We start from the raw sequence: 14,290 nt of genomic DNA on the forward strand, positions 1-14,290 counted from the left end.
ATGAAAGTAAAAGTATATAGTAGGAATGGTTGTCCTTTTTGTGTTTGGGCAAAACAATGGTTTGAAGACAATGATATAGCTTTTGATGAAATCGTTATGGATGATTATAGCCAACGTACTAGATTCTATGAAGAAATGAATCAAAGTGGAAAAGTAAACCACCCTATTTCAACTGTACCACAAATATTTGTTGATGATGAGCATATTGGTGGTTTTACAGAGTTAAAAGCTAATGCTGAGAAAATCTTAAGTAAAAAGTAGGTAAAATAGTGGAAGTAAAAATATATACAAAAACAAACTGTCCTTTCTGTGATCTTGCAAAAAGTTGGTTTGGTGCAAATAATATTCCTTTTACACAAATTACTCTTGATGATGATGAAAAGAGAGCTAAGTTCTATAATGATGTAAATAAAAATATTCTTCTTATTGAAGAACATGTTAGAACTGTACCACAAATATTTGTTGGTGATGTACATATTGGTGGTTATGATAACCTTATGGCTAGAGCTGGTGAAGTTATAGCTAGAGTTAAGGGCTCATCTTTAACAACATTCTCAAAAACATATAAACCTTTTAGCTACCCATGGGCAGTTGATCTGACAGTTAAACATGAAAAAGCACACTGGATTGAAGATGAAATTGACCTTTCAGAAGACGTTACAGATTGGAAGAACGGTAAGATCACAAAAGTTGAAAAAGAATATATAACAAATATTCTACGACTATTTACACAATCTGATGTTGCTGTTGGTCAAAACTATTATGATCAGTTTATTCCTGCTTTTAAGAATAATGAAGTGCGTAATATGTTAGGCTCATTCGCAGCTAGAGAAGGTATCCATCAAAGAGCATATGCTCTACTTAATGATACATTAGGACTTCCTGATTCTGAGTACCATGCTTTCTTAGAATATAAAGCTATGACTGATAAGATTGAGTTTATGATGGATGCTGATCCATCGACTCGTCGTGGTTTAGGATTATGTTTAGCAAAAACTGTATTTAATGAAGGTGTCGCCCTTTTTGCATCATTTGCTATGCTACTTAACTTCCAACGCTTTGGTAAAATGAAAGGTATGGGTAAAGTAGTAGAATGGTCAATTCGTGATGAATCAATGCATGTAGAAGGTAATGCTGCATTATTTAGAATATATTGCCAAGAAAACCCATATATAGTTGATAATGAATTCAAAAAAGAAATTTATCTAATGGCTACTCAAGCTGTAGAGCTTGAAGATAGATTTATCGATCTAGCATATGAGATAGGCACTATTGAAGGTTTAAATGCAAATGAAGTAAAAGAATATATTCGCCATATTACTGATAGACGTTTAAATCAATTAGGGTTAAATGAAATATATAATGTTGATAAAAATCCTCTAACTTGGTTAGAATGGATATTAAATGGCGCTGATCATACAAACTTCTTTGAGAACCGTGTTACAGAATACGAAGTTGCTGGTTTAACTGGTAATTGGGATGAAGCTTATCAATAACCTTTTTATTTAATAAATTTCTATTAATAACTATCTTGATCAAAAAAATTGGTAATCATATCTAGCAAATAATGAAAGCCTAAACCACAAATATACATATCTAATAACCTTAGCAAACGATCTTTTTGATATTCAGATAGTCTAGATTCAAAATGAATCGAAAACTCACTTATCCATTTATTAAATAAGTGTTTAAGCATATTTCTGAATTCAGTCTTATATTTGATATTATAGTTATACTATGTTTAAAAGTAGTACTTGATCAAATAGCTTGCATGCACGCTATTTGCTAGATTGTGTGGTCAAGCCTGACACAATGACACTACTTTTATATGGTTTTAGCTATATGTTGGCTATAGCCAAAAAAATAGAAAATAATAACAACTTCTTCTGATGACTGTTTTAACACATTAAAATTATACTCAATACATCTTACAAACAAAACCTTTGAAACTTTCAAACTTTTGTGGGGATAGATTAATCTCTAATTTCTCAACAAAACTATCTAAGATATACAAATATAAATCTTCGACTTGATAAAAATGATGAAAAAATCTACCTTTACTAATTCCAGCTGTTTTAATAATTTTAGTAGAAGATACAGCATGAATCCCTCTTCTTTAACTATTAGATAAACTACATTGAGTATTTTTTGTTTAGTTTTTCTGTTTTAGCTTGTTGAATATTCATTTTGAAAAGCACTATTAAACTTTAATGCTAGCGACAATAATACAAACCTTATGATTGTAAATAGATTTTTAGTTATTATTTTTTAGATCTTCTAGTTCTTCTAAAGCTTCAAACCATTCTAACTCAGCTTCTTCAATTTTTTCTTTTAATTGGGAGTGCTCAACTAAAGTTTGTTGTAACTTTATCTTATCATCATATAAGCTTTGATCTTGAAGAGCTTCTTGCATTTGTAAATCTTGTTTTTGCAATTTATCGAATACTTTTTCAAGTTCTTTGATTTTATCTTGTAATGGTTTTAATTGCTTACGCTTATCTGCTGATAATTTTCTAGTTTGTTTTTTATGATCATTGTTAGACTGCACAGATGAGTTTGATGAGTCATTTTCTATTTTTTTAATCTCAAGAATATATTTATAATAATCTTTCATATCTCCATCAAAAGATTTAACGTGCCCTTCACCAACTAGCATATATTCATCAACTGTTGACTCAAGTAAAAATCTATCATGAGAAACTAAAATAATAGCTCCTTGGAAACTTTGTAGCGCTATAGTTAAGGCTTCACGTACACCAATATCTAAATGGTTTGTTGGTTCATCTAATAATAGAAAGTTTGGCTCTTGATAGACAATCATTGCTAAAGCTAAACGGGCTTTTTCACCACCAGAGAAAGTCCCTGCTTTTGCTAAGGCTTTATCACCAACAAAGTTAAAACTACCTAAAAAAGTTCTAAGCTTTTCTTGTGTTGCTTTAGGATCAAAACGCTGCATATGTAGTAATGGTGAAGCTTGAGGATCAAGCATATCTAAAGAATGTTGCGAGAAATACCCTACTCTAAGGTTTGGATGTTTTTCAATCTTACCTGATAAGATATCAATCTCACCAATTAAAGATTTAATTAAAGTTGATTTACCAGCACCATTTAGGCCTAAGAGACCTATACGCATCTCATTATAGATATTTAGCTTTACATTATTTAAGATCTTTTTATCACCATAACCAAGATCAGCACTTTGTAAACTGACTAAAGTCCCTCCTAAATGGTCTTTAACTTGCTTAAACTCAAAACTAAAATCAGACTCTGTCTTAACTGCCTCAACTCGCTGTATTTTCTCAAGCATTTTAACACGGCTCTGAGCTTGTTTTGCTTTAGATGCTTTGGCTTTAAACCTATCAACAAAGCTCTGTAAATGAGCTATATGTTTTTGTTGTTTTTCAAACTGTTTTTGTTGCAGGACTTGTTGTTCATAAGCTTGCTTCTCATATGATGAATAATTGCCTGTATATGTAGCTATAGTTTTATTATCGATGTGAAATATTTGCTTAACAACATTATCTAAGAAAATCCTATCATGTGAAATAAGCAGTAAAGAGCCTTTATATTCTTGCAAATATTCTTCAAGCCATAAAACTGCATCTAGATCTAAGTGGTTTGTTGGTTCATCAAGTAATAAAATATCTGATTCTTGTAATAGAGCTTGAGCTAAATTTAAACGAATCTGCCAACCACCTGAGAGCTCTTTTACTTTTTGTTGCAACTGACTAATACTAAAACCTAGACCAGATAATAATTTACCAGCTTGAGATTCTATAGCATAGCCACCTAGAGATTCATACTCTTCATGATATTTTGAATAATCAACAAAATTCTCTGTTGCTAGTGATTGTTGCATTTTTATTTTTAGCTGTTTCAAAGATTCGATACCATTGACTACATAATCAATTACTTTAGTTTCAAAATCATCAACTTCTTGTTTAACTGTGACTATACGAGTATTTTTAGCAATCTCAATATCACCTTTATCAGGAGTTATATTTCCTTGTATTAAGTTAAAAAGCGTAGTTTTACCAGTACCATTTTTACCAACTAAACCTATTTTCTGGTTTGGAAAAATTAAAAAGTTAACATTATCAAATAACTCTTTTATCTCAACTTGATAAGATATATTTTTAAAGAAAATCATTAGTTTTAATATAAATACTTAATTACATAAATTATATACACTAAGTATTTATATAAAAGGAGTTTATCAAAGATAAGCTATCGATTTAGCTTATTTAGAAATACTAAATAAATAAAACAGATAATATAAGCAACTACTGTACCTAAATTAATACCTATTATTGGATATAACCAAAAAATTAATAAATCATAAATCACTAAAATAGATATTCCATATGAAAAATGCTTAAGAACTCGAGGGAAAAGTTCATCCTTATAAGTAAATATCAAAACGGTAGCGACAGACATTAACATTACGGGAAAAGAAGAGAATATTCCTGCCCATGCATAACCGACAGATTTAGAAACACCTGTAATCAATAATACTAGTGAAGATACAAGAATAATTCTAAATAAAGTAATTTTAATTTTACTAGTTGGCTTTAACTTAATTTTTTCTTTAATAGTTTTAGTTTCAGCTACGCCTTTAAAGAAAAAAATACAAACAATCATTGAGATTATAAATATAATAAACCCTGATAATAAATTTAAATGTAATAATGTAATAAAATATCCACTAATGAAGTAAACTATAGCACCTAAAACAACCGCACTTATAGTGTTTAAATAACGTTGCTCAGTAAACAGCTTGCTTCCTAAATAAAAGCCTATCGTATATATCAACGCATTAGCAAATCCAGCCATTGCATATGGCATTGATATCATCAAAAAATGTAGACCATTTTCTTTTGCATAGAAGTAAGTAAATATTCCTACACTTAATGGTAGTCCTGAACATAAACCTCCTAGTCTGGGATTTTTTTCAGAAATATATATAAGACCCAACACCATAATTATAGATATTGCTAGTTTAATTATTATTAAGATCATATTTGATATTTTCCTAGTATATTATTTTATTTCATCTAATCTGACTTTAGAATCATACCACACACTTTCATACTCTTAATAATAAATTAATAATTAAACTAGATATAATTTAGTATCTATAAAAAAACACCCTCTTAAATGGTCATGATATAATTTAAAAATTAGTATTTAAATAATTTCATAAATGACAAATATAGTAATTGTATTATTTAATGATTTTGAGACTTTAGATGTATTCGGACCTGTAGAGGTGTTAGGAAGTTTTAAAGAATACTTCAAACTAGAATACTATTCTCTTGAAGGTGGAAATATAACTAGCAGTCAAAATGTCTCAATAACTACTAAAAAACTAGATCAAGTAAACTCAAAAGATTATATATTATTTGTCCCTGGTGGTATGGGTACTCGCAAATTAATATATGATAAAGAACTAATAGCTGAATTAGCTAGATTAGCGACTAATGCAAAATATATACTTACAGTTTGTACAGGATCTTCTTTATTTTCACAGACAAACCTACTTGATAATAAAAAAGCTACATCAAATAAAAAAGCTCTAAACTGGACAAAAAATATAGCTCCTGGTGTCATTTGGATAGATAAAGCTAGATGGGTAAAAGATGGTAATATTTACTCAAGCTCAGGAGTTAGTGCTGGTATAGATATGAGTTTAGGGTTTGTTGCAGATTTATTAGGTTATGATATTGCCAAGCAAAAAAGTATCGAAATAGAATACTCATGGCAAGAAGATGCAACTATAGATGAGTTCGCAGATATTTATAAATAAAATCTCATGGATAAATTAAGAAAAATCATACATTTTGATATGGACTACTTCTTTGCTCAAGTCGAAGAGAAAGTAAATCCAAGCTTAAAAGATAAGCCCTTTGCAGTTGGAGGCACAAATCCTAAACGAGGTGTAATATCTACTTGTAACTATATTGCACGTGAATATGGTCTCCATTCTGCAATGCCTACATCTATTGCTCTACAAAAGTGTCCTAATTTAGTACTTCTAAATACTGATTTTGCAAAATATAAAGCTGCTTCTGCAATTATTAGAGAGATATTTCACTCTTTTACAGATAAGGTTGAGCCTCTATCTCTTGATGAAGCATACCTTGATGTAACAGATGTTACTGAGTATAAAAATAGTGCTACTTTAATTGCTCAAGCTATCAAACAACAAATATTTAATAAGACTGGTCTGACAGGCTCAGCTGGAGTAGCTCCGAATAAGCTTTTGGCAAAAATAGCTAGTGATATAAATAAACCTAATGGATTATATGTAATAACTCCTGATCAAGTTAATAATTTTGTAAAAGATCTTCCAGTCAAAAAACTTTTTGGTGTTGGTAAAGTATCTCAAGAGAAACTAAAAAGCATGGGAGTTGAGACATGCTCACAGTTACAGCAGATTAGTCTAAATACCCTTATAGATAAGTTCGGTAAATTTGGTGCTAGTTTATATAACTATGCTAGAGGTATAGATAATCGTGAAGTTAATCCTATCCGTATTCGTAAATCTGTAAGTGTTGAAAATACATATTTAGATGATTTAAAGACTTTAGAAACCTGCCTAGAAAAATTACCTAGCTTATATGAAAAACTAACTAGTAGAATGTCAGATGAGCATTATAAAAGTATCGTAGGTATTTTTGTCAAATTTACAGATACAAAATTTAATAAAACAAGTCTAACTAGAGTAGCTAAAACTCTAGATAAAGAAGCTCTTAAAAACCTAATAATTGAGCTACATAAGAAACAAAATCATCCAATCCGTTTAATGGGTATTGGTATACGTCTTGGAGAAGTTGATGATAGACAGATGGAGTTATTTTAATTTCCTTATATAGAGCCTCTTTTAAGTTTACTTTCCAGATTTCATTATAAATCCTTGATTTTATAGTATTTCTAATGCAATTGAGATATGTATATTAAAATTACAATTACCTTAATATTATTTTTACACTAGCTTAGATCTTTAATTAATCGGCAATATATCATATAATCTCTTCAACAAAAAAATATCATAAATAAAATGTCAGTTTCTAAGCGAATAGCTACTTTAGCATTGTCGTCATTATTTATATCTTTAACAGGCTGTGAAACAGTAACTAATGTATACAATGAATACAACCCTTTTCAAGAAGCAGTTGAAAAACCAACTACTTTTCAATGTCCAAAAAAAGAGGTTGGTGTTCTAATCAAAAATGGTCTTGGAAATAGCTATACACTGGTTGTTGATGATATTTCTATAAGAGATGGAAATGTTACTAATCTTCTAAGAAGGAATATACCTTTTATTTATAAAGGCAAAAAAATTAATCATATATGTACTACTCATGTCACAGATATGAGCAACCTATTTGAAAATGCTAAAGAAGTAGATGCTAATATTACTGATTTTGATACATCAAATGTGACAGATATGAGCTATATGTTTGCTCATGCTGAAACTTTTAATCAGCCTATAGGTGTTTGGAATACTTCAAGTGTTACTAATATGGATCATATGTTTTATAGAGCTCGGCTATTTAATCAGCCACTAAAAGATTGGAATGTCTTTAGTGTTAGAAATATGGATTATATGTTTCCTGGTACTTACAAGTTTAACCAACCTCTTAATACGTGGAATGTCTTTAATGTAACTAGTCATGCGCATTTCACATCACCAACTTCTGGATTAGACCCTGAGTTTAAACCAAACTTTTTAGTATTTACATTCTCTGTTAACTTAGCTACTAATAATAAGAAGGATAGCTAATACTATTTCCTTTTATACTTTTTGGTATTTTATATTGATTAAATTCTGGAAATAATTACTGAGAAAACATTTTAAAAGAGTTTTTTATAATTTTTATTGTGCATCTATTATCACTCTCTATGAAAGTTTTTGTATTAACATCCTACTCAATCAGGATTATTAGTTTTTTGTTGCTTAGTATTAATTTAGAGTTGTTTCTAATAACTGACTAATACGAACTAAAATCTGAAAAAGTAAAAATAGTGAATTCTTAGTTGAAAACAAAGTGCTGTATCAATATTGTTATCTAAGCAATAAATTTATAGTATATAAAAAAATAAATCTATATTGGATTTATAATGTTAAGTATATACTCCTATATTATCACTCTACTTTTTGGACTTGCATTATTTTTTAATGCGGTACTTTTTATTCCACAAGCAATTAAAATTGTCAAAGCTAAAAATGCTCAATCTATTTCATTGATTACTTTTACAGGATTCATTTCAATGCAATTCATTTCGGTACTCTATGGGTTACTCCAGAATGACTGGATTTTAACCATTGGTTTTTTAATGAGCATGATAAGCTGTGGATTAGTGATTATTTGTGCTTTGATTTATCGTAATAAAAGAAAGGATTAATTAAATGAAAGCAAGTCAGTCATTAATATCAAAATTATATCAACCAATAGTTTATGACTCGAATAAAACAGATTGTGATTATTCTAAAGAAAAAACTATTCATCAATTGTTTGAAGAGCAGGTTATAAAAACACCAGATAATATAGCTCTAATATTTCAAGATCAAACCTTAACTTATAGTGAGCTTAATAAAAAAGCTAATCAATTAGCTCATTATATTAGAACAACTTATAAAGATATTAACAATACCGAACTTAAAAGTGATACTTTAATTGCTTTATTATTAGATAGATCAATAGAGATGATAGTTACTATATTGGCAGTACTCAAATCAGGAGCTGCTTATGTGCCCATATCACCAGAATTTCCGCAACAAAGAGTAGATTACATTCTCAAAGATACTAAAACTCAAATATTAATTTCTCAATCTCATTTCAAAGATAAGTTAAATCAATTAGGTTCTAGTTCTAATTTAGACATCATTTTTGCTGATAAAGATTATTTAGATTATCCAATACACAACCTAGCAATATCAACAAACTCAAGAGAACTTGCTTATGTTATTTATACATCAGGTACTACTGGAAAGCCTAAGGGGGTAATGATTGAACATCAAGGAATAGTCAATCGTATTGAATGGATGCAATCTATTTATCCTTTAACACAAAAAGATAGAGTTTTACAAAAAACACCTTATAATTTTGATGTATCTGTATGGGAGCTATTATGGGCTAACTGGTATGGAGCTGCTATTATTATAGCTAAACCAGAAGGACATAGAGATTGTGATTATTTATATCAGGAAATTATAAATAAAAAAGTAACCGTTATACATTTTGTTCCTTCAATGCTAGATGTATTTCTTGAGTATATATCTTTTAATAAAAAACAACTTCAAGAATTAAAGGTTGTTTTCTGCAGTGGTGAAGCATTAAAGCTAAATACAGTTAATAAGTTTCATAAACTTACAAAAGATCTAAATACAAAACTATATAACTTATACGGTCCTACAGAAGCTTCTATTGATGTAAGTTTTTCAATTTGTCAACCAAATAAAAAAGTTACTATAGGTAAGCCTATACAGAATACTAGACTCTATATACTCGATGAAAATTTAAAACCTGTATCAATAGGAGTTGAAGGAGAGTTGTATATAGGTGGGGCAGGTTTAGCTAGAGGTTATCTTAATTTACCAAAATTAACTGATAAAACATTTATAAGTAATCCATTTGCTACTGAAAAAGATAAACAATTAGGTTATACAAGATTATATAAAACAGGAGATTTATGTAAATGGTTAGATAATGGTGAAATTGAGTATATAGGTAGAAATGATTTTCAAGTGAAGATACGAGGATTTAGGATTGAGCTTGGAGAAATTGAGAGTGTAATTTCTGAAATAAATAATATTCAGCAAGTATGTGTTATTGCTAAACAAAAAATCATCAATAATCAAAAGCAAACCATATTAATAGCTTATTATATAAGCGATAATAGTTCAGTAGATAATCAATTCATAAGAAATCGTATTAAAGCTAAATTACCTAGTTATATGCTACCTAATACCTTTGTTAAGTTAGATAGATTTCCATTAACTATCAATGGTAAGTTAGATCGTAAAGCATTACCAGAACCACAATTTTCTTCTCAGGAATATGTTGCTCCTGTCACTCAAATACAACAACGATTATGTCATTTATGGCAAAATTTACTGAAAGTTGAAAAAGTTGGTATAACTGATAATTTTTTTGAATTAGGTGGTAATTCGATTTTAGCGATGGAAGCTATAATTAAAATAAATAAATTAGGTTATAATTATAGTTTTATAGATTTACTTCAAGCTCAGAACATCGCAAATTTACTAAAAACTAATACTAATCATATTAAAAATAATCTAGACACTTTACACCATTTTGAAAGAATAATATTAAAACATCAATTATCATCAGGGAATAATTTAATATATAACGAAAGCTTTGTCATTAAATATAAAAATAAACTTAATTTTAGTACTTTTAGAGAAGCTATTAATAAGTTATTAGATAAATATGAAATACTACATAGTAGTTATATCCTAAATAATATAAATGGTTCTTTTACTCGAAGGCTCAATTATGAAACTCTAATCGTTTGTAAATTCATACAACTTGAATCAGAAGAAAGTAATCTACAAAGTTTTCTAGCTCAAATTGATCAAACACCTTTCGATATACAAAACGATAAACTTATTAGATTTTATCTCATTGAATTAAATGATAAAAGACAATATGTATTTATAACTTTCCATCATATTATGCTTGATGCAACTTCTTTTATTAATATTTTGCTACCAGATTTGTATAACTTCTTATTTAACAAAAAAACTGATTTATCTTCTTCACCTATATCAAATTTCTATGCGGCAATAAATACTATTACCCAACATTACAATTATAATAATTATGATAAGATTAATTTTTGGCAAGCTAAAATAAATAGAAATGAACCATTAAATCTAGCTGTCTGTAAAGACAGTAAAGAGAGTGTACAAGGAAAACAATTAACAAAGATATTTGATAAAAAAATAAAATTTAAAATCTCCAAAATAGCAAAGTCGCTTAATTTTAGTGAATTTAATCTGCTTTACGGTTTATTTACTTTCCTAATCTATAAACTATCAGCTCAAAACCAATTCATGGTTATGACTAATATTGATGAAAGAATATATGTACTAGATTGCAAACAGGTTCCAGGATGTTTGATTAACAATATATTATTAGATGTCAGTATCACTGAGGATATAACACTAAAACAACATATTCAAAATACTAAACAGACATTAATCGATAATATTAAAAATGCTGTTGCTTATGAAACATTAATCAAATTGAATCGAGATAAAGTTAAACAACTCTCTGATATTCAATTTAATCTTGAAACAGAAGAAACTGATGATTATCCATATCAGCAGACACAAATTTACTCTCATTCAGGCTATGTAAAAAAAGGAATTTATTTTGAGCTTGATTTTAAAAAGGATCAAATATTATCACGTATTGAATTTAATTCAAGTTATTACCAACAAAGCTTAATTCAATCGTTACTATCAGGATATTCAAATTTATTAGATATATTAGAAACAATAATTGATAAACCAATATCAACTATTGAAATATTGAATAGTAAACAATATCAACAAATAGTTTATGACTGGAATAAAACAGATTGTGATTATTCTAAAGAAAAAACTATACATCAATTGTTTGAAGAGCAGGTTATAAAAACACCAGACAATATAGCTTTAGTATTTCAAGATAAAACCTTAACTTATAATGAGCTTAATAAAAAAGCCAATCAATTAGCTCATTATATTAAAGCTACTTATCAAGCTATTAATTACACTGAACTAATGGGAGATACTTTAATATGTTTATTATTAGATAGATCAATAGAGATGATAGTAGCTATATTAGCAGTGCTAAAATCAGGTGCTGCATATGTTCCAATATCACCTGAGTTTCCTAAACAACGAATAGTATCCATTATTCAAGATACTAAAGCGCAAATATTAATCTCACAATTTCATTTACAGTATAAATATGATGAATTAGATGCTAATTTAAATATTCTTTACGCCGATAAAGTTTTAGACAACCATCCAATAACTAACTTAAACACTAAAGTTAGTGCTAAAAATTTAGCTTATGTAATCTATACTTCAGGTACTACTGGGAAGCCTAAAGGTATCATGGTTGAACATTGTGCTTTAGTATCTTTTATAAGCTTATTTAAACTTAAAATAATTTCATCAAATTTAACTCACTTCCATTTATTAAGCCTAACTAATTATGTATTTGATATTTTTGGATTAGAGTATGCCTTACCATTAACCTGTGGCGATTCTATAGTATTATCCTCTCTAGAAAAAGTTAGTGATAAAGAATTAAAACAAGTGAATCTAATACAACAATCCCCTCATACTTTACTAGCACTATGTGAAAAATTTGACTGCCAACTAAAAGATAAAGTTGCTCTCGTCGGTGGAGAAAAAGCAACAGCAAAAACTATTGATAAACTATTGACTTGTTTTAAACATGTTTACAATATGTATGGTCCTGCTGAAACTACTATTTGGAGTAGTATTCATTTATTTAGAAACTCGTCTGAATACGCATTTATAGGTAAACCTTTATATAATGAAAAGCTATATATTTTAGATAAAGATTTAAAACCTGTTCTACCAGGAATAACAGGAGAACTTTATATTGGTGGTAATGGATTAGCTAGAGGATATCTTAATTTAGCTGAGTTAACTCAAACGAAATTTATAAGTAATCCATTTACTACTGAAAAAGATAAAAAGTTAGGTTATACAAGATTATATAAAACAGGAGACTTATGTAAATGGTTAGATAATGGCGAGATTGAATATATAGGTAGAAGTGATTTCCAAGTTAAAATAAGAGGTTTTAGAATTGAATTAGGAGAAGTTGAAAATAGTTTGGTTAGTATAAAAGGTATTAAACAAGCGTGTGTAATTGCTAAAAAAAATCTAAATGATCAATGTTATCTTGTAGGATATTATGTAGTAGAGCCAACTTATCAGCTCACTACAAAACAAATTAAAGAGACATTAACATCATCTCTAGCACCATATATGGTTCCTACATTTTTTGTTGAATTACCACAATTACCATTAACTATTAATGGTAAATTAGATAGGAAAAGATTACCTGAACCTAAGATCATTCATGAACAATATATTTCACCAAAAAGCTCATCCCAAAAAGCTCTATGCAAAATATGGCAAAAGTTATTACAAGTTAATAATATTAGTCTTGACGATGATTTTTTTAATTTAGGTGGAAATTCGCTTTTAGCTATAAAAGCAGCAGAGGAAATGTCAAAGGTTTTAAATAAAACTGTTAATGTTGCTGATATTTTTAGACTAAGAACTATTAATCATTTAATTAGTAAGCTTACTGTTAACTTTAACCTAATTAAATTACTGACACCTGTTGTTCAAGATAATCGAGAAACTATTTATTTTATTCACCCTGCATTTGCTGGATGTGAGGTATATCAAAAATTAGCAGATAAATTGGCAGAAAATTATAACTGTATCGGAGTGGATAATTATAATTTATATAAAAAGCTTAAAATTAGTTCTTTATCTCATTTAGCTAAGTTATATATAGAAGAATTACATTTAAGATCAAAGTCGCAAAATCAAAACATAATTTTATCAGGTTGGTCATTAGGAGGGCTAATTGCTTTTGAGATGGCATATTGGTTAGAGCAGTATGGTCTAAGAAATGTTCAACTAATTTTATTTGATCCTCATATACCTGCAGGGAAACCAGCTAAATATCATGCTCATTTCAATCCTGACAAAGGAGGAAGAAAAGTTGAAGAGTATATCCAAGAATTAGTCAAAGGCTTAGATGATCAATATGCTCAAAGAGTGATAAAAAGTAAGGATATTGATATTACTTTAGGACAAACTAACCCTTCTGGAAAATTAAAACATGCTAAAGTATTTCTATTTAAGGCGTTAAAACAACCAGGTTATTTTATTAAAGATAATAACCTTAAAAAATATGTCAAATATTTTGATTTGTGCAGAATTAATACTGATCATATCAATTTAATACCACAGATACTAAAAGAGTGGTATAAATATCAATACTCTTTTTTAACTAAAAGATTTGATTGGTTAACCATAAAGCAAGACAAATCTATTTATTTTATTTATAAACTTAAGAAAACCATTACTTATCATAAAAAGTTACTATTAAGCATTTCATCAGGTATTATATTAGCTTCGATGTATACTTTGGATATATTGGATTTTATTATAGAGCCATTAGTGGTTATTTTAACAGCTTGATTTATTTAAAAT

At 28.5% G+C, this 14,290-nt stretch carries 10 protein-coding genes; 7 read left to right on the forward strand and 3 right to left on the reverse strand.

Annotation, left to right across the window (positions count from 1 at the left end):
• Window positions 1-261, forward strand: coding sequence for a glutaredoxin domain-containing protein (locus F7310_RS05445; RefSeq protein ID WP_072712345.1), 261 nt, complete (start codon window positions 1-3; stop codon window positions 259-261).
• A 5-nt stretch (window positions 262-266) separates the two neighbouring features.
• A complete protein-coding gene (locus F7310_RS05450) occupies window positions 267-1,496 on the forward strand; it encodes a ribonucleotide-diphosphate reductase subunit beta (RefSeq protein WP_072712347.1) in 1,230 nt (409 codons plus the stop codon).
• A 422-nt stretch (window positions 1,497-1,918) separates the two neighbouring features.
• Here F7310_RS05450 and F7310_RS10855 read toward each other — a convergent pair whose 3' ends face one another.
• The 3 genes from F7310_RS10855 to F7310_RS05465 form a co-directional block, all read right to left on the reverse strand.
• On the reverse strand, window positions 1,919-2,107 hold the full coding sequence (locus tag F7310_RS10855) for a TetR/AcrR family transcriptional regulator (protein WP_084645248.1): 189 nt from the start codon (window positions 2,105-2,107) through the stop codon (window positions 1,919-1,921).
• Between the two features lie 147 nt (window positions 2,108-2,254).
• Window positions 2,255-4,150 (reverse strand): ABC-F family ATP-binding cassette domain-containing protein, encoded by a 1,896-nt coding sequence (locus tag F7310_RS05460; RefSeq protein ID WP_072712349.1) that lies wholly within the window; start codon window positions 4,148-4,150, stop codon window positions 2,255-2,257.
• Between the two features lie 77 nt (window positions 4,151-4,227).
• Complete coding sequence (locus F7310_RS05465; RefSeq protein WP_072712350.1) at window positions 4,228-5,019, reverse strand: MFS transporter; 792 nt, start codon at window positions 5,017-5,019, stop codon at window positions 4,228-4,230.
• Between the two features lie 184 nt (window positions 5,020-5,203).
• On the opposite strand from F7310_RS05465, the gene F7310_RS05470 reads away from it, so the two are divergent.
• The 5 genes from F7310_RS05470 to F7310_RS05490 all read left to right on the forward strand — a co-directional run bounded on the left by F7310_RS05470 (window position 5,204) and on the right by F7310_RS05490 (window position 14,278).
• Window positions 5,204-5,806, forward strand: a complete 603-nt coding sequence (locus F7310_RS05470) for a DJ-1/PfpI family protein (RefSeq protein ID WP_072712352.1) — start codon at window positions 5,204-5,206, stop codon at window positions 5,804-5,806.
• Window positions 5,807-5,812: 6 nt separating this feature from the next.
• Window positions 5,813-6,862: a DNA polymerase IV gene (gene dinB / locus F7310_RS05475; protein WP_072712354.1), complete on the forward strand. Its 1,050-nt coding sequence runs from the start codon at window positions 5,813-5,815 to the stop codon at window positions 6,860-6,862.
• Window positions 6,863-7,060: 198 nt separating this feature from the next.
• A complete protein-coding gene (locus F7310_RS05480; RefSeq protein WP_072712356.1) occupies window positions 7,061-7,786 on the forward strand; it encodes a BspA family leucine-rich repeat surface protein in 726 nt (241 codons plus the stop codon).
• Window positions 7,787-8,124: 338 nt separating this feature from the next.
• Window positions 8,125-8,409 (forward strand): PQ-loop domain-containing transporter, encoded by a 285-nt coding sequence (locus F7310_RS05485; RefSeq protein ID WP_072712357.1) that lies wholly within the window; start codon window positions 8,125-8,127, stop codon window positions 8,407-8,409.
• Between the two features lie 4 nt (window positions 8,410-8,413).
• Window positions 8,414-14,278 carry a non-ribosomal peptide synthetase gene (locus F7310_RS05490; RefSeq protein ID WP_072712359.1) on the forward strand — a complete coding sequence of 1,955 codons (5,865 nt, stop codon included), beginning with the start codon at window positions 8,414-8,416 and terminating at the stop codon, window positions 14,276-14,278.
• The last annotated feature ends 12 nt before the right edge of the window (window positions 14,279-14,290 follow it).

This window comes from Francisella uliginis (genome assembly GCF_001895265.1).
Classification (GTDB): domain Bacteria; phylum Pseudomonadota; class Gammaproteobacteria; order Francisellales; family Francisellaceae; genus Francisella; species Francisella uliginis.

What these genes read in the sequence shown, in the direction of transcription:
- F7310_RS05445 (WP_072712345.1), top strand. Translation starts at nt 1, where the DNA reads ATGAAAGTAAAAGTATATAGTAGGAATGGTTGTCCTTTTTGTGTTTGG.
- F7310_RS05460 (WP_072712349.1), bottom strand. Translation starts at nt 4,150, where the DNA reads ATGATTTTCTTTAAAAATATATCTTATCAAGTTGAGATAAAAGAGTTA.
- F7310_RS05465 (WP_072712350.1), bottom strand. Translation starts at nt 5,019, where the DNA reads ATGATCTTAATAATAATTAAACTAGCAATATCTATAATTATGGTGTTG.
- F7310_RS05470 (WP_072712352.1), top strand. Translation starts at nt 5,204, where the DNA reads ATGACAAATATAGTAATTGTATTATTTAATGATTTTGAGACTTTAGAT.
- dinB (WP_072712354.1), top strand. Translation starts at nt 5,813, where the DNA reads ATGGATAAATTAAGAAAAATCATACATTTTGATATGGACTACTTCTTT.
- F7310_RS05480 (WP_072712356.1), top strand. Translation starts at nt 7,061, where the DNA reads ATGTCAGTTTCTAAGCGAATAGCTACTTTAGCATTGTCGTCATTATTT.
- F7310_RS05485 (WP_072712357.1), top strand. Translation starts at nt 8,125, where the DNA reads ATGTTAAGTATATACTCCTATATTATCACTCTACTTTTTGGACTTGCA.
- F7310_RS05490 (WP_072712359.1), top strand. Translation starts at nt 8,414, where the DNA reads ATGAAAGCAAGTCAGTCATTAATATCAAAATTATATCAACCAATAGTT.